At 53.4% G+C, this 21,455-nt stretch carries 10 protein-coding genes and 1 pseudogene; 7 read left to right on the plus strand and 4 right to left on the minus strand.

All coding sequences use genetic code 11. The annotated features are described in order from the left end of the window. Nucleotides 1–173 precede the first annotated feature (173 nt). The 3 genes from secA to aceB all read left to right on the plus strand — a co-directional run bounded on the left by secA (nt 174) and on the right by aceB (nt 7,367). A complete protein-coding gene (gene secA / locus KTH_RS19565) occupies nt 174–3,584 on the plus strand; it encodes a preprotein translocase subunit SecA (RefSeq protein WP_497620610.1) in 3,411 nt (1,136 codons plus the stop codon). Nucleotides 3,585–4,382: 798 nt separating this feature from the next. Further along, nucleotides 4,383–5,660: an isocitrate lyase gene (gene aceA, locus KTH_RS19570; RefSeq protein ID WP_111319206.1), complete on the plus strand. Its 1,278-nt coding sequence runs from the start codon at nt 4,383–4,385 to the stop codon at nt 5,658–5,660. Between the two features lie 117 nt (nt 5,661–5,777). Next, a complete protein-coding gene (gene aceB, locus KTH_RS19575; RefSeq protein WP_111319208.1) occupies nt 5,778–7,367 on the plus strand; it encodes a malate synthase A in 1,590 nt (529 codons plus the stop codon). A gap of 52 nt (nt 7,368–7,419) precedes the next feature. Here the strand turns inward: aceB and thrS are convergent, their stop codons facing one another. After that, the gene (thrS, locus tag KTH_RS19580) at nt 7,420–9,231 is read right to left on the minus strand and encodes a threonine--tRNA ligase (RefSeq protein WP_111319210.1); all 1,812 of its coding nucleotides are present in this window, start codon (nt 9,229–9,231) and stop codon (nt 7,420–7,422) included. A 639-nt stretch (nt 9,232–9,870) separates the two neighbouring features. Between thrS and KTH_RS19585 the strand changes: the two genes are divergently transcribed. The 3 genes and pseudogenes from KTH_RS19585 (at nt 9,871) to KTH_RS19595 (ending at nt 14,870) form a co-directional block, all read left to right on the plus strand. After that, nucleotides 9,871–11,817, plus strand: coding sequence for a nitrilase-related carbon-nitrogen hydrolase (locus KTH_RS19585; protein ID WP_111319212.1), 1,947 nt, complete (start codon nt 9,871–9,873; stop codon nt 11,815–11,817). Nucleotides 11,818–13,028: 1,211 nt separating this feature from the next. Beyond that, a pseudogene (locus KTH_RS19590) lies at nt 13,029–14,312 on the plus strand (GAF domain-containing protein); the annotation flags it as partial. A 63-nt stretch (nt 14,313–14,375) separates the two neighbouring features. Further along, nucleotides 14,376–14,870, plus strand: a complete 495-nt coding sequence (locus KTH_RS19595) for a sensor histidine kinase (protein WP_371859998.1) — start codon at nt 14,376–14,378, stop codon at nt 14,868–14,870. Nucleotides 14,871–14,879: 9 nt separating this feature from the next. Here the strand turns inward: KTH_RS19595 and KTH_RS19600 are convergent, their stop codons facing one another. Further along, on the minus strand, nt 14,880–15,050 hold the full coding sequence (locus KTH_RS19600) for a DUF7455 domain-containing protein (protein ID WP_170142346.1): 171 nt from the start codon (nt 15,048–15,050) through the stop codon (nt 14,880–14,882). Between the two features lie 881 nt (nt 15,051–15,931). Continuing rightward, a complete protein-coding gene (locus KTH_RS19605; protein ID WP_111319218.1) occupies nt 15,932–16,453 on the minus strand; it encodes a DoxX family protein in 522 nt (173 codons plus the stop codon). A 383-nt stretch (nt 16,454–16,836) separates the two neighbouring features. Here KTH_RS19605 and KTH_RS19610 point away from each other — a divergent pair, with 383 nt between their 5' ends. After that, a complete protein-coding gene (locus tag KTH_RS19610) occupies nt 16,837–17,493 on the plus strand; it encodes a hypothetical protein (RefSeq protein ID WP_497620613.1) in 657 nt (218 codons plus the stop codon). A 70-nt stretch (nt 17,494–17,563) separates the two neighbouring features. Here the strand turns inward: KTH_RS19610 and KTH_RS19615 are convergent, their stop codons facing one another. Beyond that, nucleotides 17,564–21,220: an AAA family ATPase gene (locus KTH_RS19615; RefSeq protein ID WP_497620615.1), complete on the minus strand. Its 3,657-nt coding sequence runs from the start codon at nt 21,218–21,220 to the stop codon at nt 17,564–17,566. Between the last annotated feature and the right edge of the window lie 235 nt (nt 21,221–21,455).

The following is a 21,455-nucleotide window of genomic DNA, read 5'->3' on the forward strand; positions in this document are numbered from 1 at the left end:
GAATGCACCCATCATAGCGGTCATAAAGCCAAAGCAGAACAAAGAAAAACGTATGTGCTAAACTGAGCATCCGTGGTATAATAGGCACGAAATCCATTGCATCACCCGGAGTTTTCATTTCCAACACTATTACCAACAGCACCGATGCCGGTCAGTAGGAGAAAACAGACACTATGCAACTTCTAAGCAAACTACTGGGAGACCCCAATAAACGAGAAATAAAGAGTATTCAGCCTATCATTGATAAGATCAATGCCTTAGAACCGGAACTAAAAAAACTCTCTGATGAGGAACTGGCCGGAAAAACCGCTGAGTTCCGCTCACGGCTTTCTCTCCATCTCAAAGGCGGCCTGGTGCTGGAAGACGAGCTCGTACAGCTCTTCCGTGAGGCACTCGATAAAGTAGAGCCGCTTGCCAGGAAATGTACAGATGACCAACTCCGTGCGGCAATTACCGAGTACCGGCAGAAAATCGACCGCAAAAAAGATGCAGAAACTGAATTAAAAGATCACCTTCAGGATCTCCTTTCGGAAGGCTTTGAGGAGGCTTATACAAAACTCTCTCCTATCCTCAATGAGCTTCGCGTCAGTGCTGCAATGGATCTTGCCGAAGAGCGTCAGGAATGGCCCGATGAGGCGTCAGACCCCAAAAAGACCACCTTTGCCCTGCTGACCGAAGTGGAACCACTGCTCAAAGATATTGATGAGGATGAGCGCAATGCGGCTTTCGAGACAGCATGGACGGCATACGAGAAAACGCGTTCCTCCGGTCAAATCACTGATGAGAATGCTGACCGCTACATGGAGCTGTTCTTCCTCACCATCCTCAATCATATGCAGGAAGAACTGATTGCGCTGAAGGCCGAAGAGATGGACGCACTGCTCCCAGACATGGTGAAGCGCTATCGTACAGGCGAGACGCTGGACGACCTGCTTCCCGAAGCCTTCGCAGTTGTCCGTGAGACTGGCCGACGTGTGATTAATATGCGCCACTATGATGTGCAGCTCATCGGTGGCTACGTGCTCCATCAGGGCAAGATCGCCGAGATGCGAACCGGTGAAGGTAAGACGCTGGTCGCAACCGCTCCGGTCTATCTGAACGCGCTGACCGGAAAAGGAGTCCATGTCGTGACGGTCAACGACTACCTTGCACGGCGTGACGCCGAATGGATGGGCAACATTTATCGCTTCCTCGGCCTGACAGTCGGCATTCTGGTAAACGCGATTGAGCCGTACACACCAGAGCGTAAAGCAGCCTATCAGGCGGATATTACCTATGGCACTAATAACGAGTTCGGGTTCGATTATCTGCGTGATAATATGGCAACCTCGCTCGAGCAGACCGTACAGCGTGAACTCAACTTCGCAATTGTTGACGAGGTCGATAACATCCTGATCGACGAAGCGCGTACGCCGTTGATCATCTCTGGCCCCGGCGAAGAGCCAACCGAGATGTATGCGCAGTTCGCACGCTGGGCCCCACGCCTGAAAGAAGAGCTCGACTATACTGTTGATGAGAAACACCGCGCCGTCATGCTGACAGAAGCAGGCATTGACAAAATTGAGAAGATGGCCGGTATCGACAACATCTATGCTGAAGAGAACCTGGATATGACGCGCTATATGGAGAACGCGCTGAAAGCCGAGATTCTCTATAAGCGTGACCGGGACTATATTGTCAAAGATGGCGAAGTCGTGATCGTCGACGAGTTCACAGGCCGCCAGATGCCGGGACGCCGCTATAGCGAGGGCCTGCATCAGGCAATCGAGGCAAAGGAGGGCGTGAAGGTACAGCGTGAAAACCACACGCTCGCGACCATCACCTTTCAGAACTACTTCCGCCTGTATAACAAGCTGGCTGGTATGACCGGTACCGCACTCACCGAGGCCGAAGAGTTCCACAAGATCTACTCGCTGGACGTCATCGTCATCCCGACGAACAAGCCAATGATCCGCCGCGATATGCCAGACCTGATCTTCCGTAATCAGGAAGCCAAGTACCGCGCGATCGTCAACGAGATTAAAGAACGCCACGAGGAGGGTCAGCCTGTCCTGGTCGGTACAACCTCGGTCGAGATCTCCGAAATGCTCTCCGCCATGCTGGAACGCGAAGGGATTGAGCATAACGTCTTGAACGCCAAGCACCACGAACGTGAGGCACATATTGTCGCTCAGGCCGGTCGGAGTGGTGCTGTTACGATCGCAACGAACATGGCCGGTCGTGGTACCGATATCCTGCTTGGCGGCAATCCAGAAGGATACTTTGATACGATCCTGCGCAAACACGCCGAATCGGTCAGCTTTATTCGCGACATGCCCACCCGCTCTGAAGAAGAGCGTGAGGAGAAGGAAGAGGCAATCCGCGATTATATCGCGAATATGAGCGAAGAGGAAAAGCAGGAGCTCTTTCAACAGAAGATCAAGGAGTGCGAGGAAGATCGCAAGCGGGTTATCGAGCTTGGCGGCCTTTATATCATTGGTACCGAACGCCACGAATCGCGCCGTATTGATAACCAGCTTCGTGGTCGTGCCGGACGTCAGGGTGACCCTGGCGAGTCGCGTTTCTTCCTGGCGCTGGATGATGAACTGATGCGCCGCTTCGCCGCCGATCGTGTCTCTGGCCTGATGGAAAAAGCCGGGATGGAAGATATTCCGCTGGAAAGCAAGATCTTCACCCGCTTTATCGAGAACGCACAGCGCCAGGTTGAAGGCTACAACTTTGACCTCCGTAAACATGTGGTGGAATATGACGACGTGATCGCACAGCAGCGTGCCGTCATCTATGCTGATCGCCGCACGATTCTCGAACATGGCGATATGCATGATCGTATCGTGCACATGATCGAAAACGAGGTCGCACAGCTCGTTGAGGCCCACATTCCAGGCCATGCCATCAGCGATGAAGAAGAGCTTGACAGCCTCTTTAAGGCGCTGGAGACCTGGGTCGAGCTTCCCGAAGAGATCGTTCCAGACAATATCCACGCGCTGCAAAAAGATAAGCTGAAAAAGGAGCTCATCGAGCTGGTGGTCAACCACTACGAGCAACGTGCCCAGGAGCTTCGCACGCAGGCAAAAGCACAGGGCCTGACGATTGACCCCATCCGCGAGCTTGAGCGTACCAACCTGCTGCGCATCGTTGATCGCCTGTGGATGGATCATATCGACGCGCTGGACCTGATGCGTGCGGGTATCGGCCTGCGCAGTGTCGGTCAGCGTGATCCTCTGGTCGAGTTTAAGAACGAGGCCTATATGATGTTTGAAGAGCTTAAACGAGCCATTCAACGTCATACCGTCGATAACCTGCTGAAGCTGCTGCGCAATGAGGTCACGATCCAGGTCAATCGACCGGAGCCGCCGCGCCGCATTCCGCGCAATGTACAGACAAACGCCGAGGCCATTGCTGAGGCCAGTGGTCAGGCCAAAAGCGACGAGACAAAGCAGCCCGTAAAAACACGCTCAAACAGCCACCGTCAGAACGGGCAGCGAACGCCTGCTCCAGCTGCACGTAGCCTGCCCAAAGTCGGGCGCAATGATCCCTGTCCCTGTGGCAGCGGAAAAAAATACAAGCGCTGTCACGGCGCATAAGCCAAAAGACAAGACGGGTTCCCACTGAATGAAGAGGGGAACCCGTCTTTTTCTTCGGCTAGCCCGTTTCCAGCTCAATCCCATGAAGAGGATAAACCCCTGCTTCCTACCACGATTGCATGAACGATGTTTTCCAGCTCATCACAGAGATGCAGTGCTTTGATCTCTCGCTCAACCTGTGGGTACAGCTCGCGCTCGCCTTGAGCTGACAAATGCACACTTGCGCTTTTTCACGTTGTCCCTGCCAGGTGCTGGTAAGTGGCTCCGAAACCCAACCAAAGGCCGCCAGCCGCCTCCTTACCAGCACATTCGGTGCGCCCTTCCTTGCATCGACCGCAGTACAGGCGACAATAGAGTCAGATATCCTCTTCCTCTCTGAATATTCGCTTGCTTGTGAGAACTTGCCTCTTCATTTCGTCCGAGGCCTCCTCACAGGGATACGCCTACCCCCCATGCTGCCAATAGTGGTGCTGTAACTTAAACAGTTGCTTCTGGGAAAAGAGCGCAGAAACGAGTATCCAGCGACTTCTCATGCTGAACCGGCCTTTTCTTTTCAGATACATAAGCATTTGGTTATGGATAACCTCAGAATTTGCGAAGTAAAAATATAGACTGCTTGAGCTTCTTCGTGGTACTCTTTTGGTAGAAAACAATCTCTGGGGACAAAGGAGTCTCCGCCAGGATACAAGGGAGACAAAGGGGTCTCCCTTGCGTCATCCTCACGCGTAGACGCTGGTTTCTACTGTTTGTTGTGCAGCGCTTCAAAGTTGAAGCATGTAGAGATGAGGAGCATACATCATGACGACTGACTCCCTGGCACAATCCCTTCAAGAACAATGGACACATGATCCTCGCTGGAAAGGGATCAAACGTCCCTACAGTGCAGAAGATGTTCTGCGCTTACGCGGCTCCATTTCAATCGAGCACACCCTGGCCCGCCTGGGTGCCGAACGATTATGGCACCTGCTGAACACTGAACCTTATATTGCAGCACTCGGCGCGTTGACCGGTAATCAGGCTGTCCAGCAGGTAAAGGCTGGACTTAAAGCAATCTATCTCAGTGGCTGGCAGGTAGCAGCCGATGCCAATCTTGCCGGGCAGATGTATCCGGATCAAAGCCTCTACCCCAGTAACAGCGTTCCCCATGTCGTGAAACGGATCAATCAGGCCCTCCAGCGAGCCGACCAGATTCACCATTCCGAGGGCAAAAATGATATCTACTGGTTTGCTCCCATTGTCGCCGATGCCGAAGCCGGGTTCGGTGGTCCCCTCAATGTCTTTGAGTTGATGAAAGCCATGATTGAAGCCGGGGCTGCAGGCGTTCATTTTGAGGATCAGCTAGCCTCCGAGAAAAAATGCGGGCACCTGGGCGGCAAGGTCCTGATCCCGACCAGAGCCGCGATCAAGAACCTGATCTCTGCCCGTCTTGCCGCTGATGTTATGGGCGTTTCCACCATCTTGATTGCCCGCACCGATGCCAACGCCGCACAGCTTATTACCTCTGATATTGATCCAAACGATCAACCATTTTTAACGGGTGAGCGGACTCCTGAAGGCTTCTTCAGAACACGGGGAGGCCTTGAGGCTGCAATTGCACGCGGTCTGGCTTATGCTCCCTACTGCGACTTGATCTGGTGCGAAACCTCAACGCCTGATCTGGATGAGGCCCGCAGTTTTGCCGATGCCATTCATGCACACTATCCCGGCAAACTGCTTGCCTATAACTGTTCACCTTCTTTCAACTGGCGAAAGCACCTCGACGAGCAAACTATTGCCACCTTTCAGCAGCGTCTCAGTGAAATGGGCTACGTGTTCCAGTTTATCACGCTGGCAGGCTTCCACGCTCTGAATTACAGCATGTTCACGCTGGCCCAGAGCTACAAACAGGAGGGCATGGCCGCCTACTCCCGGCTGCAACAGGCAGAGTTCGAGCTTGAGGCGCAGGGATATACAGCGACCAGGCATCAGCGCGAAGTCGGGACGGGTTATTTCGACGAGGTGGCGCAGGTGATTGCGGGCGGAGAAACCTCTACAGTGGCCCTCACAGGTTCAACTGAAACGACCCAGTTCCAGTAAGACAGACAGTACGCTTCTATGATAAGATGTAGGAGTGTGTATCAGTAGACGTGAATAGCACACTCCTGCGTCTTTCTGTAGTTTGTTCCCGCACAAGTGATAAAGAAGGACGAAAGTATGACCAGTCAGGAAACTGTACGTTTTCCCGCAGGTATCGAGATCACCGCGCCAATTTCGCCCGCATTTGCCGAGATCCTGACACCGGCTGCGATGGAATTTGTGGCTCTGCTCTGTCGCACCTTTGAAGGAAGGAGGGCAGATCTTTTACAGCGCCGCGCCGCTCGACAAGCCGAAATAGATGCCGGAACACTGCCCGACTTTCTTCCCGAAACCGCGCACATTCGCCAGGGCAACTGGACCATTGCGCCCCTGCCCGCAGACCTCCAGGATCGCCGCGTTGAAATCACCGGGCCAGTCGATCGCAAGATGATCATTAACGCGCTCAACTCCGGAGCCAAAGTCTTTATGGCCGATTTTGAGGATGCTCACTCACCCACCTGGGCCGGCACCATTGAGGGACAGATCAACGTTCGAGACGCGGTGCGACGCACCATCAGCTATACCAGTCCAGAAGGCAAACACTATCAGCTCAACGAGCAAACGGCTGTGCTGCTGGTTCGTCCTCGGGGCTGGCACCTGGACGAAAAGCATGTCCTGCTCGATGGGAAACCCATCTCTGGCGGGATCTTTGATTTCGCGCTCTACTTCTTCCACAACGCGCACGCCCTGCTCGAACGTGGCACAGGCCCATACTTTTATCTGCCCAAACTGGAAAGCCACCTCGAAGCGCGGCTCTGGAACGATATCTTTAGCAAGGCACAACAAGAACTGGGCATTCCGCAGGGCACCATCAAGGCCACCGTCCTGATTGAAACCATCCTTGCCACCTTCGAGATGGATGAGATTCTCTACGAGCTTCGCGAGCATTCAGCCGGGCTCAACTGTGGACGATGGGATTACATCTTTAGTGCCATCAAGAAGTTTCGCAATCACCCGGACTTCCTGTATCCCGATCGGGCGCAGGTAACCATGACCACACACTTTATGCGCTCCTATACCCTGTTGACTATCAAGACCTGTCATCGGCGCAACGCTCCTGCTATTGGTGGAATGGCAGCCCAGATTCCGATCAAGCATGATCCTCAGGCCAATGAAGAGGCGCTAGCACGCGTCCGCGAAGACAAGCGCCGTGAGGCAACTGACGGGCACGACGGCACATGGGTAGCACATCCCGGACTGGTTTCTATAGCGCGGGCCGAGTTTGACGCTGTCCTGAAGGGGCCCAATCAAATTGAGCGGAAACGCGAGGATGTACAGGTAACCGCCGCCGATCTGCTCAAGGTGCCAGAGGGAACGATCACCGAGGGCGGAGTGCGCAACAATATCAGTGTCAGCCTGCAATATCTTGAGTCGTGGCTGCGCGGTACTGGCTGCGTGCCGATCAACAATCTGATGGAAGATGCCGCAACGGTTGAGATCTCTCGCGCTCAGCTCTGGCAGTGGCTCCATCACCCACGGGGAATTCTCGGCGATGGGCGCAAGGTAACGGTTGAGCTATTCCACAGCTTTCTGGATGAAGAGCTTGCTCGGCTGAAAGCACTACGCGCCGGGCGTTTCGAGGATGCCGCTCGCATCCTCGATGAGCTGGTTACCTCTGCTACCTTCGTTGAGTTTCTGACACTCCCGGCCTATCGATATCTGGCATAAAAAGAACCGGCATCCTCCTGACTCCTTCAGGAGGATGCCGGAATATCAGACCTTATGCCTCTTCGTCCCAGAGCGCGAGGCTCTTCGTACGTACCAGTTCGGATACCTTGTCGATAAACTGCGACAGAGGCACAGCACCGAGATTCTTGTTCGTGCGCAAACGAACCGCGACGGCCTCGGCTTCGGCCTCTTTATCGCCAACAACAAGCATGTAGGGGATCTTCTGCAACTGCGCATCGCGAACCTTCGCGTTCATGCGCTCGCCGCGAACATCCACATCAACCCGAAGCCCGATGGCTTTCAACAGCTCCTGCACCTTATAGGCGTAGTCAGCGTGACGGTCAGCAATCGGAATCACCATCGCCTGCACCGGGGCAAGCCAGACCGGGAATGCGCCAGCATAGTGCTCGATCAGCATTGCCATAAAGCGCTCTGTCGATCCCGTTACCGCACGGTGGATCATCACCGGACGGTGCGGCTGGCCGTCTTCGCCGATATACTCCAGCTCAAAGTTCTCGGGCTGGTTGAAATCAAGCTGCACCGTTGAGCACTGCCACTCGCGACCAAGCGCGTCACGGACCATAAAGTCAATCTTCGGGCCATAGAACGCGGCTTCACCGATACCAATTTCATACTTCAGGCCTTTCCCCAGCGCAGCATCACGCAAAGCATCCTCTGCGGCCTGCCAGATCTCGTCACTCCCGATATACTCTTCTTTCTTCTCGGGATCACGCAGCGAGAGACGCACCCAATAATCATTCAGACCATACGTCTTGAAGGCCTCTAGCGTTAGATCGATCGCCCGGTTAAACTCTTCTTGAACCTGATCGGGGCGCATAAAGACGTGGGCATCATCCTGCGTCAGGCTGCGCACCCGGGCCAGACCGGAGAGTGTTCCAGCCTTCTCGTATCGGTAGAGCGTGGCGAACTCGGCGTAGCGAATCGGCAGCTCACGATAGCTATGGCGCTGCGATTTATAGAGCGTGATATGGTGCGGGCAGTTCATTGGCTTCAGAATGTAGGCATCATCCTCAAGCTGCTCCTGTTCGCCCTTCATAACCGGGAACATGTTTTCGCGATACGTATACCAGTGGCGCGACGTCTTATACAGGCGCACTTTGCCCAGATGCGACGTCCAGACGTGCTGATAGCCGTGGCGCTCCTGAAGCTCACGCACATAGCCTTCCATCAGGTGACGCAGCATCTCACCATTCGGGAGGAACATTGGCACACCCGCCGGGAGATCATCATGCATCACAAACAGCTTCAACTCGCGCCCGAGCTTGCGGTGATCGCGCTTCTGGGCCTCTTCCAGCCGCCAGAGGTACTGGTCAAGCTCTTCCTGTGAGAACCAGGCCGTACCATAGATGCGCTGCAACATTGGCTTGTTCTCATCGCCACGCCAGTAGGCACCAGCAACCCGCATCAGCTTAAAGGGACCGATTTGTCCCGTATTCTCAACATGCGGACCACGGCAAAGGTCAAGGAAGTTCCCCTGTCGATACATGCCGACCTCTGCATCAGGGAGTCCCTCAATAATCTCAACCTTATATACCTGGCCCTTCTGACGGAAGTATTCGAGCGCCTTTTCACGCGGCCACATCTCATGCACAAACGGATGTTTCGCCTTCACAATGCGCTTCATACGTTTCTCGATTTCCGGCAAATCCTCAGGCGTCAACGGACGTGGAAGATCGATATCGTAGTAGAAACCATCTTCAATGGCTGGACCAATCGCGAACCTGGCATCGGGGAATATCTCTTGAACGGCCTCCGCCATCACGTGTGCAGCCGAATGGCGCATACGCTGAATAGGCGAATAATGCACCGATTGTTTTTCCAGATCTAATTCAGCGGAAGACATCTATTCTCTCCTGGCATCTTCACTGTAGCGGACAGAACAACAAAAAAACCCTTTCATCCCCACTGGGACGAAAAGGGCTCAATACTTTCCGTGGTTCCACCCAGATTCTTTCCGCAATAACGTATCTCCTTGAGCTCTTCCAATCTCTTCAGAACTCAAGTGAGACCATCTCAAGCGCAGAAAGCACTCGTGGTCAAAACCGTTAACGGGGTTTTACCGTGTACCTTACTGTCTCGGTACAGACCTGACAAGGGGTATCTTCTTCTCGGGTTACAGGTACACTTTCAGCCGCCGGTGTATCCTCTCTGAATGTCCTTGAGTAAGAAGACATGTCTTGTGTCCACGGTCACATTATCTCATTTGCCTACCGGTAGAACATACCTATAGCATACCATAGAGAAGCGCAACCTGTAAATAGTTTTTTGTGAGAGAATATCATAGAATTATGACCTTGCAAGCACTTTCAAACGCTGGGGCGAAAGTACTAAGCAAGCGACAAGAAAATTATACAGTGAAGCGTGCAAAGTGCTATAATACAACGATGATGAGATAGACTGCCTACTAGCCAGTCATAAAACCAAGCCCTTTGGCCTCAAAAAGCGAGGGACCTTTCGCACAGTTACCTAGCCAGGAGACTACATGAGTAATCCCATACCCTCCCCCTTTCGCTATCGTGTTGCTGCAATTCAGTATGAACCAACGCTCGGGGAGAAAGAAAAGAATGTCCGCGACTTGCTCCATCTGGCAGAAGAAGCGGCAAAGAACAGGGCCAGTCTGATTGTCCTGCCGGAGATGGGCACAACCGGCTACTGTTGGACATCACGCGAGGAAATTCAACCATTTGTCGAATCGATTCCCGGACCAACAAGCCAGCAATTCCAGGAGTTAGCTGCACGATATCACTGCTCTATCGCGCTCGCACTACCTGAAGTTGACCCCCTTACACAGGTATATTACAACAGTATGGTACTGATCGGGCCAAAAGGGATAACAGGGACGTACCGCAAAATACATTCATATATGTCAGAACCACGTTGGGCACGGGATGGGGATAAAGGAGTACCGGTCTGGGATACAGAGCTCGGTCGTTTGAGCGGCCTGATGTCACAGGATGCCTTCTACTGTGAGTCGGCACGCCTCTCCGCCCTGCACGGCGCAGATGTGTTGCTCCTGCCTTCCAGTCAGGTAGGTGATCAGCAGGTAATGGGCTGGTGGATGGCGCGAGCGCTGGAAAATGGCCTGTACGTGGTTGTCGCCAACCGCTACGGGAACGAACGAGGCGTCCAGTTTAGCGGCGGAAGCTGCATTATTAACCCAGATGGCACCCTGCAAGATTTTCTCAGCAAAGGAGACGGCATTGTCTACGGAGAGATTGACCTGCAAGCAAGTCGCCAGAAGGTCTGGGGACAGGGCGCGGTTAGCCGGGGAGATCGTTTGAAAGATAGGCGACCAGCCGAGTATATTCAGCTTGTTGATAATACCTATCTCTGGGAACCACTCCGTTATCATGGGCTGTATGAACTGGGCAGCCTTCCACCGGGGCAGCTCTCCTGTGTTGGCTTTCTACAGCTCGGTCTGGGCACCTTTACGCGCAGTACTACAAGCAATAACCTGGCAACAATTGAAGCACTCGGGAACCTGATTCGTGCTGTTATTAAAGACAGTGGCCCGGCTTGCCCGGACGTGTTAGTGCTTCCCGAACTGCTCCTACCCGGCCCGCTACCACGCGAACAACAGGGCAACCTGAGTGATGAGGAGTACCGCAACTATATCCAGCGAGGCGCAATTCAAATCCCTGGTCCCGAGACCGCAGCCTTTGCCACACTCGCTGAAGAACTGCAACTCAGCATGGTCCTCGGCGTCGCTGAATATGCCGATGGACACTACTATAATTCCGTTGTGCTGATTGACCCTGAGGGCGTCTATGGCACCTATCGCAAGCTCCATCTCACCGAACGAGATCGCCTCTGGGCAACACCTGGAAATGCCGGACTGCCTACCTTTGATACGCCATCAGGGCGTATTGGACTTACAACGGGATATGATGCGCTCTTCCCTGAAACGATCCGTGTGCTTGCGAGCAAGGGAGCCGATCTGGTCTGTGCGCCCACGCTGCTCGACTTCCCAGACCCTGTGCCTCTGCCCTTTACAGCTCCCACTTTTACCATTCCCAGCATTCTGGGCTTTGAAGAGGAAGAGCCACCACAGCATTATCTCTGGCGCATTCGGGCCGCCGAGCATAATGTCTATCTGGCAGTGACCAACTGGAGCGGACAGCACGCCGATGCCCGGGCGAATGGCCTGAGTGGCATCTTCTCGCCCACTGGAGCCAATGAAGTGATCGCCGATGAGGATGAGCCGGGCTTGATGCTGATGACGATCGATACGCGCGAGCAGCGCACCGGACGCCGCACTACCCATACCCTCGGATACGCGCCGGGAGATATGGCAGGCTCACTGACCGGAGAGCTGGACTATTCCATACAGGACAGCATTCCAGGCAACTCAGTCCGCAGCAAGCCCATGCTACGCAAACGTCAACCATACTGGTATCTGGACCTCGTCAAGCCCAAAATCGATCAGTGACACGCTGTTCACGGAGGGTGGTTCTCTCCGTGAACAGGAGCAACCTCCCACAAAACTCAGCCGGAAATGCCGTTGACTCTTTGTTTGCATGTTAGTATACTTGCATACAAGACCCACGCTCTCAAGGACTGTGATTGCAACGTGCAGAAACGCTAGCAATGTCCGAACACACAACAAAAGCACCATATAGCCTCAAACAACAGAGGTTCACAAAATACATATTTTTGGCTACATGCCTGGCAGTGGTCCTTCTCGTCATTAGCCTGCCCTGGCGTATCAATGATCGAGCGGAAACCACTCTTTTTATCAGTATTGCACAGATGATCGCTGCACTACTGGCGAGCTTCTGGTGCTTTCAAACGGCTATTCTGGCCCGAAAAGGCCCGATACGGCTCCACAGGCGTGATCAATATGCCTGGTTCACTATCGGGGCTTCCATATTGCTGTATGCCCTCTGGTTATTGCTGCATATGTGGTGGCACCAGATGTTGCCCCTGTTACAGGATGTCTCTTTTGCACTGCTCAGTCCGTTACTTCTGTTATTGGGAATTTTTCTTCTATCGTTTCGCACTCGTTTCTCTTTCCAGATGCTCCTTGACGCGATCATCACCACGCTTTCTCTTTTTGGGATCGCCTGGGTGCTCATGCATATACCAGAACGGACGCTTCCCTTCCTCGGTGAGGTCGTCGCTCCATCGCCTTCATTGACGTTACTGTATCTCTGTCCTACTCTGGCTCCCCTGTTCGGGATAGCCTACCTGCTCTATCGCGACGTCCATTCACTGTATAAGCCCTCATCACTGTTACTGATTGGCGGTCTGGGTATCTTTATCATCAGCGATATAATTTCGCTCTATACAGGGGCAATGGATCGTTTGCAAAATTCACTCTGGATAGCAGGATGTCTATTGACCGGCCTCTCCTCCCTTTATAGCTATCGAGAGGTGCTCCTGGAACCAGAAGAGGCCTCCAGCCAGAAAGAGCCTGTTCAGGGAAACGGCAGCATCACCCAGAATTTACTGGTCTACATTCCCATGTTGCTGCTCTTCGTGCTAACAGCATATCGCCATATCCGAATAAATCCTCAGTATGAAGCGATGGTTCTACCGCTGCTGATTCTGAGTATTGGCATCTTGATCGGGGCGCGTTTCTTCGTTGCCAGCCGCGAAAACGAAGGACTGCTGCGCGAAAAGAGCGCCCATCAGGATAAAATGGCCCACCTGCACCAGATCGTGGCCCGGCTGACACAGCATATTGAGCTCAAACCGCTCCGAGAGCAAGCGACCCGCACCTTGATTACGGATCTGGGCTTTGATGCGGCACTCTTGCTTCTCGTAGAAGAGCATCGTGGACCGTACCATATGCCACCCCACCTGCACATTCTTGCAGCAGCACATAAACAGCCACTTCAGAGCTGGTTTTTCCAGGGCGAGAACATTCTACAGCGCACCTATCGTAGTGAGCATGAAACCCTCTTACATTGGAACAGCCACACTCCCGATATCCCGGAGCCGGTGGCCTCGTGGTTTCTGGCGCAACGGATCGCGACAATGACCTTCTTTCCCTTAAGCTATCATGGGCAACGGATCGGGTGTCTGGGTGTCGCGCGCCAATCATCGACAGAGATCAATGAACAGGACCGCTCCCTCCTGGTAGCCTACAGCGAGCAGGTCGCCACACTGCTTCGCCATGCACAGCTCTACCAGGAAACGCAAGAACGTGAGGCATTCGCCCAGGCAATGGCAAATATAGCAACCCGTCTCAATGCCGCCGTTATTGAACCTGAAGAACTCAGCCAGCTTATCTGTGAAGAGGGAGCGCGTGCCCTGCGAGCGGATTTCACAATCTTCTATCTGTTGCAAAAAGGCCAGGGGCTACAGCCACAGGCCGCCTACTCTGGCAGTGACCAGCCCATCCATTGGCCCCCGATCAGCCTGTATGAACCAGATGCTCAGGCACTTGAAGCGTTGCAGCCAACGCTCATCGTGCTGGAAGAGGAAAAGCAGGATAATGTCAATTTTATCGGCAAAAAGCGACAACAACAAGCGCAAGGAGACGAACACAGCACCTATCGTATCGCGACTCAGTCACGACAGGGTTTCCGAGATACGCTGATACAGCAGGGCGTCACCACCGCTATTCTCACACCCTTAATTGAAGGGGGTGAACCTTTTGGCCTGCTTGTGTTTGCACGCTCAAGTTACCGGAGCAGCACTACCACACGGCCTCTGGATCTGCCCGAGCTATCACAGGCACAGGATTTCGGTGAGCAGGCGGGCGTCGCATACACGAATGCACAGCTCTACCAGCGTCTGCAAACAGCACATAGTCGCCTGCAAGAGCTCGATCAAATGAAAGATCAATTTATGGTTACGGCCTCCCATGAGCTCCGCACACCATTGACCGCAGTACAGGGCTATATCGAGCTCCTGGCTCAATATGATGAGATCCTGCCTGCAAATGACCGTCGGGAGTTTCTGGAAAAAGCACGACGTGGATGTGACGAACTGGCAATGCTGCTTTGCAACGTGATGGATGCCAGTCGTCTTGATAAAGAAATGACCATCGGCCCGGCACTGTTCAAAAACGTTTCGGTGCAGGAAGCGATCGAGAGTGTGGTGCTGATGATCGAGCCACAATTAACCAAAGAGCAACGAAACCTTCATCTTCATGTGCCCACCCATCTCATGGTGCGGGCTGATCCGATGCGACTTCGTCAGGTACTGATGAATATCTGTACCAATGCGCTGAAGTATTCACCGCCACAGACCCCGCTCTCGATTGTCGCACGCGTGCGTGAGGAGGAGGGGAGACAGCAGGTGATGATTACCATCAGTGATCGAGGGAAAGGAATCAAACCGGAGGATCATGAGCGGGTTTTTCAGCGCTTCTTCCGCGTGGAAAGTGATGTGAACAGTCCTGTCCGGGGTTCTGGTCTGGGTCTCTATATCTCGCGCCGCCTGATTGAAGCCATGGGTGGAAAGATTCGGATTGAAAGTGAAGGTATACCAGGCAAGGGTACAACAATCTCTATCCTATTGCCCATGGCTTAGGCGGAGAGGCTACTTTTTCGCACTATCCTTATCTTCAGCCGCCTTTGCCTGCTTTTTGACCAGCAAGGGGGCATGTTCTTCACAGAAGAGGAAACGGCGACCACCGGGGAGCAATTGCGCGTAAGCAGCGGGCTCTCCACAGGTATCACAGCGCCCGACGTGCGTTCTAACTGCTTTCATAAGAGATATATCCTCCTTTATTCAGAGAAATCTATAGAGATAAGGGCGACAAACCCGTGTGATTGAAAGGAATGCACCCCTATCATACCATAAATTGAGTAAATGTGTGACACCTGCAATCGGGAAGCGATATTTCTGGCGTAGGGCCAGAAAGCAGAGCGCGCACCACTTCCACGGTCTTATGTAAGACTTCAGAGAAATGAAGAGAAGAAATACACCTCGTCAGAAGACAGGGCAGAGATCTGCCCCCCTCCAGTGGCTTCAGAGGCTTGTACGGCCACTTTTACCCGCTGAAGAGAGGAACAGAGCGAAGCAAAGGGCCAGGGAAGCTGCTCGCGGTATAGTTGTAGGCAAGGGTGGTCGATTGTCGCACGGGTGCCAATAAGCCCGGTTGCATATCCTCAGGAGATCCCTGAAAGCGTGGGTTCCGATAAATCTGGTGTTGAGCAGTGCTCCACAGGGTACAATCGTTGAGCCGCTTACAAGGTTCTCTTCCGTGATCGCAGCAGGGTGAGAGCGAGAATCGCCCACCTCTCTTCTTTAGTATCAGAATAGCATCTATTCCCCTCAAGAGGTGAAAGAGGCGTTTCGAGCGTACCTTTTTCACCTTCTCTTGCGATAGAAGCAAGCTTTTAGCCACCTGTAACATTTCACCGGTCCTTTGCGTGAAAACAATGTGTGGTTCCTCTCAGTAGAAAAGCGGAGACTGTTTGCCCGCACACATATTCACTATCTGCGGTGTATTCATGCCAGGGCTGGCAGAATAGTCCGTCGCACATTCGGGAATGTCGTTGACTGTAACGTCGGCGACATTTCTTTTTTGCCGCAACAAAAAAGGCCCGCTGCGCTCACACCGGGCCTTTCTCTAGCGGAAAGAGGGGTTATGCTTGCTGGGTGGCAGCCTCAGCCGGCTGCTTGCTGGTCACAAGGCCGATCACATCGACGATAATGGCAAGCACCGCAGCAACCAGAAACACAGTTAGCTCAGGAAGAACCGTGGCGAGCCCAAGTGCTCCATCCAGTGCATATGCTCCAGGACCAACCAGACCAAGAATAATACTGATAATACCGAGAATCAAAGGATACTCATAGCCGCCCTTCGTCCCCCAGAAGCCAGCCGACCAGTGGAACTTCAATACAGCCATTAGCATAGCAGCAAACACACCGGCAGCCGCCAGCGGTGTCAATAGACCCAATACCAGCAACAGGCCGCCGCCAAACTCGCCCCCTGCTCCTAACAAGGCCCAGAACCCGGCAGGCTTAAACCCGAGCTTCTGCAACAATTGCGCAGTGCCCTTCAAACCACTACCACTAAACCAGCCCAATAATTTTTGTGCTCCATGTGCTGCAATGATAAGTCCAAAGCAGACGCGCAGCAGAAACAGTCCAGTTTCGATAGACATGGTAATCTCCTCTTAGTTTCCCTCGTTGGTTACTTTAGATAAGTGACTTTCTTCTCCTCAGTAGGATACCTCTTTCACTTTCTTTTGTCAAGTCCCTAATTTTAAATTAGTAACAAGCTGAGCAACTCCATTGTAAGCTTCGCTCCGAAGAGCAAGGAGGGCTGAAAACACCCAAAATGTGCATAGTCCACGAGAGGAGAGAAGTGCCCTGCTGCATGAGTTCGCCATCCGTCTGATCTACTAAAGCGTGCAGAAGAGTTTCTAATATTAAGAATCATATATTGAAGAGTATATATTTGAATAGCATATAAGTTATCTATTATACTCATAAGAGTACAATAGATATAGATGCCCTATTCTATGAAAAAGGAGGGATCAAGAAAATGTCATTGCTCACAAAAATTCGCTTTTCTCTTCTCGTAATAAGTATAGCATGTATACTCTTTTTTACTGCCTGTACCAATAACAACACAACGCAACAGAACCCGGTATCGACGCAGCAACCAGCGCCGCCACAACAAAGCCCAACAACCGGGCAGAATCAGCAACCTCAGCAGCCAACAACGGCACAGACCATCGAGTTCACCGGCACCGTGAAACAGGCCAGCAAGGACAGCCTGAGCGTCACAATGCCTAACGGGAAAGAACTGGCCATGCGCGTCACAGAACAGACCAGGCGCGATAAAGTTCCCCCCGATCAGCCGACTGTCGGGCAACTCATCAAAGTCAAGACGATTGCCGATAATCAAGGAAACTTTGTCGCAAACAAGCTTGAGCTCCCCGACGACGAGGATAGACGGGAGCCAGGAATCAAGAAGGTTAATTTTGAGGGTATCACCACCAGCCCGGTTGGAAAGGACAATATGTTGCACTTCAAGGTAGGCAACAACACCTATGATCTGCCAATCGATCCTTCACGCACCCGCATTGAAGACTTTGCCAACGCCCAGTCTATCCCAGGCAAGCAGCCTGTCGATGTTGAGGTTATCTATGACGGAACCAGGGGGACTGTGACAAAAGTTGACAACGGTCTTGACTGATCGCAGAAGCACAGTCGATAGCCCTTTTCATGGATGAATGAAGGGCTATCGACTCTTCTTTCGCCTGTACTTATGAGGTCAACTCGGCATCCAGCGGGATTTCATCCGGAACGCTTGGCGTATGCTCAGGAGAAGACATGATGGTTGAGGTATCGCGCAGGTCAATATTCAGCTTACCATTCACGGCCGAGACACGGACCTCACAATGCTGCGGGACATCGGCCAGAAGAATACGCAAGCTGAGAGGAACTGTCAGCATACGCTCAATCACACGACGCAACGGACGTGCGCCCTGCGTCGTACTGAAGCCCTCCTTACAAAGCAGATCGACAGCGCTATCTTCTACATTCAGCGTCATTCCCTGTTCCAGCAAGCGCCCGGCCAGCTCATGCAACTGGAGCCGGGTGATCGTATGAGCCTGATCGCGATCCAGCGGGTAGAACTGCACGATATCATCAATTCGATTCAGGAACTCGGGGCGGAATGCCTGACGAACTCGTTCCATGATCTGCTCACGCTGCATCTGCTTCTCGTTCTCGCGTGTATAGGCGCGGAAGCCGCCGGGTACCGAGCGCCCAAGCATCTCTGTTCCCAGATTTGAGGTCATAATCCAAATGGCATGCTGAGCATCAACGGTATGCCCCTGTGCATCGGTCAGACGTCCGGCATCAAACACCTGCAAGAACAGGTCAAACACTTCCGGGTGTGCCTTTTCCAGCTCGTCCAGCAGCACCACACAATGAGGGCGCCGCCGCAGTTTGCCGGTTAGCTGTCCCTCTTGATCGTAGCCTACATAGCCCGGAGGAGCGCCGATCATGCGAGACACAGCATGTTTCTCCATATACTCGGACATATCCACCCGAATCAGGTAATCATCGGAGCCAAACAGCTCCGCCGCCAGTGCACGCGCAAGCTCCGTCTTACCAACACCGGTCGGGCCCACAAACAGGAAAACCCCTACAGGTCGATTGCGCGGCTTCAATCCTGCACGTGCCACCTGAATCGCCTGCGAGACACGCTTCACCGCCTCTTCCTGACCGATCACCCGGGCTTTGAGCCGCGTTTCCAGACCGAGCAATCGATCTCGCTCCTCACGGCCGGGAGCGCGCACCGGAATGCCTGTTCGGTGGGAGATCACTTCGGCAATCAGCGGAGGCGTAATCACCGGCGTCGGGCGATTATCCACGTTCTCCTGCTCTTCCTCCTGTTCCGCTTCCTCCGCATGTTCCATCCAGGAAATACGCGCCTGTGAACAGGCCTCGTCCAGCACACTACAGGCCTTATCGGGAAGCCTGAGATTTGGGAGATACTGGACCGAAAGATTCACTGCTGCCTGCAACGCATCATCAGTAATCGTCGCATGATGATGCTCTTCATAGAGCGAGCGCATGCCCTTCAGGATAGCGAGCGCCTCATCCGGTGATGGCTCTTCAACCAGAATCGGGCGCAAACGGCGCTCCATTGCCGCGTCTTTCTCGATCAGACGATACTCTTGTGGCGTAGTGGCGCCAATACAGCGTAGCCGTCCCCCGGCAAGAGCCGGCTTAAGAATCCCTGCCGCGTCAATACTTCCATCGGCGGCCCGCCCGGTCCCGATCAGGAGATGCATTTCATCAATAAAGAGGATAATATTGCCACTTCCCTCCGCCTCTTCCAACACCTTCAGCAGGCGTTCCTCAAATTCGCCACGGTATTTTGTTCCAGCAACAAGCGAGCTAGCGGACAGCTCTATCAGGCGTTTTCCTTTCAGTTCGGGCGGTACCTTGCCCTCAATGATGCGCTGTGCCAGACCATATACGATGGTGGTCTTACCAACACCAGAGTCGCCAATCAGGATGGGGTTGTTTCGATCCTTGAGCATCAGAGTTTGCATGAGCAGACGCATCTCTTTCTCGCGCCCGATCAGCGGTGTCAGTTGCTCCTGGCTTGCCTGGCGGGTCAGATCGCGTCCCAGACGCTCAAGCACCGAGTTTCCGCCTTTGGGTGCTCCCTCGGGGGCAAGCACGCCCGGCAGATCATCAGCGCCAATCTCGGGGCCTCCCGCGCTCGCGGACGGGACCAACTCAAGCAGCGCATGGGCGTTACTCTGAGAGATCAGTTCCATCAATTGCGAGGGATTAATACCAAGCTTGGTTAACAGCTCATGGGTCACGCCATCCCCTTCACTCAGAACAGCCTGCGCAATGGCCCGTTCATCAACCAGCGAGCTCCCGGCAGAAGCCGCATTGCGCTCTGCCGTTTGGAGTATCTCTTTACAGCGACGTGTGGGAAGAATGGGCGTATCGATGGACGCCTTCCCTGAGCCAAGCGCCAGCCGGATGACATCACGCACCTGCTTGGGAGAGAAACCAAGCGTCCGTAAAGCATCCTGCGTACAGCCTCCATCCAGCTTTGTGAGCGCAATGAAGAGATGGGGGGTTCCTAAATAGTCCTTGTGCATCCGCCGGGCCTCGGTCAGAGCAAGTTCAAGAACTGCTTTTAAGAAACGTCTATCAGGTGTATGAGAAGATGCGAAAAAGGGTGGCATAAGTTGACTATCATCCAGGTCATCAAATTGTGGCTCAACAGGGCGTTCTTTCCCTGCAAGCGATCCAGTTACCAGACGTTGCGTTGGATCACCATATAAGACAAACGTCATCCAGGCGGTATCATCCGTATAATGCTGAGCCATATAGGAGCGTGCCCGCCGCAACGCGTCTCCCAGAGTGACGCCATCCGCAATATCCTGGTAGAAGAGCGCCATACATTCGCGCATGCGCAACGGATTCGCAGGCCAGCGAGGCACGACAACCGCACCCGCTCCTGCCTGGAGCAGCGTGGCGGCCAGTTGCTCAACAATCTCATCACGCTCCAACTGTGCGGCCGCACTGCCAGTTGAACGCAGAATTCGTTCATCTTCATAAAAGCTGAGAAATACCAGCGGACTCCTGGGTAATGCCAGGAAAAGCTGCTCAACCGCAGATGCATCTAGACGTGAGTTGCCTGCCAGGGGCAAGACAGGCTTGAGGCCCATGAAGGAAGGAAGAGGGCCGGCATAGTGCACAATCAGAGGATTTTCTGCGTTCAGCCGCATGCGCATTTCTAGTTGATTTGCCTGCTGCCGGTAGAGGATCAGTCGCGCAATGGCCTCGGGCAGACTGGTACACAGAGAGGCAACTTCCTCTTCCGCACTCACAAATTCGCCCGTTGGGTTGACCAGAAAGAGGATCGAAAGCGCCTGCGCGTCACGTTTGGAAAATTTATGAGCTCGATTCACTCGATCCTGTAACCCGGACCGATAGGAGCGATCACGCACCGCTTGCGGAAGACGAGCAACGCTCACCGTCTGACACAGATATTTCCCCGGTCGGGGACTCTGTGTTGAGTCAAACATGATCTCCCACGGAATATCAGGGGTGTTTGTCGTAAGCAGGAGAGCACCGTTTAGTGAGCGCAATGCATCATGCAAAACAGGAGGTATAAGCGTATCAAAGAGGAAGCGACCAAGCGCCATGTGTGTATCACTGATGGCAGCCGTCCTGGCCGTTTGTCTCTTTCCATCCAGTGTCCCGACAGAGCGGGTCGCTTGTGCCATTGCTTGCAGCATCCGACGAAGACGGTCATTCTGCTCCGGGCTCAGCTCTACGCTCAGTTCCTGTCCCGCAAGCACCTGACCATCGGGAAGATCAAGACGAAACTGGTATTTTGCATCGGTTCGGTTGATATTTAAAATGGCTGGCTGTTCCATGAATACTTCTCTTCCACAATCTTCCCGTGAATTACGATAACGCACGATCGGTACATTCTGCTACGAATTGTGATAACGCTGTTTCTCTCATTTCTGCGTTGACAGCGCGCCCCATCCTTACCATTGTACCGGCCACAACCTCCGGCGGCAATCACTACGAGCAGATGCCCTCTCTCCAGGCCCCACCGCCACTTTATCGGCCCATACAGACCAATAAGAGCCGCGACCGAGACCA

It is taken from the genome of Thermosporothrix sp. COM3 (genome assembly GCF_059696735.1).

What these genes read in the sequence shown, in the direction of transcription:
- secA (WP_497620610.1), top strand. Translation starts at nt 174, where the DNA reads ATGCAACTTCTAAGCAAACTACTGGGAGACCCCAATAAACGAGAAATA.
- aceA (WP_111319206.1), top strand. Translation starts at nt 4,383, where the DNA reads ATGACGACTGACTCCCTGGCACAATCCCTTCAAGAACAATGGACACAT.
- aceB (WP_111319208.1), top strand. Translation starts at nt 5,778, where the DNA reads ATGACCAGTCAGGAAACTGTACGTTTTCCCGCAGGTATCGAGATCACC.
- thrS (WP_111319210.1), bottom strand. Translation starts at nt 9,231, where the DNA reads ATGTCTTCCGCTGAATTAGATCTGGAAAAACAATCGGTGCATTATTCG.
- KTH_RS19585 (WP_111319212.1), top strand. Translation starts at nt 9,871, where the DNA reads ATGAGTAATCCCATACCCTCCCCCTTTCGCTATCGTGTTGCTGCAATT.
- KTH_RS19595 (WP_371859998.1), top strand. Translation starts at nt 14,376, where the DNA reads ATGACCATCGGCCCGGCACTGTTCAAAAACGTTTCGGTGCAGGAAGCG.
- KTH_RS19600 (WP_170142346.1), bottom strand. Translation starts at nt 15,050, where the DNA reads ATGAAAGCAGTTAGAACGCACGTCGGGCGCTGTGATACCTGTGGAGAG.
- KTH_RS19605 (WP_111319218.1), bottom strand. Translation starts at nt 16,453, where the DNA reads ATGTCTATCGAAACTGGACTGTTTCTGCTGCGCGTCTGCTTTGGACTT.
- KTH_RS19610 (WP_497620613.1), top strand. Translation starts at nt 16,837, where the DNA reads ATGTCATTGCTCACAAAAATTCGCTTTTCTCTTCTCGTAATAAGTATA.
- KTH_RS19615 (WP_497620615.1), bottom strand. Translation starts at nt 21,220, where the DNA reads ATGGAACAGCCAGCCATTTTAAATATCAACCGAACCGATGCAAAATAC.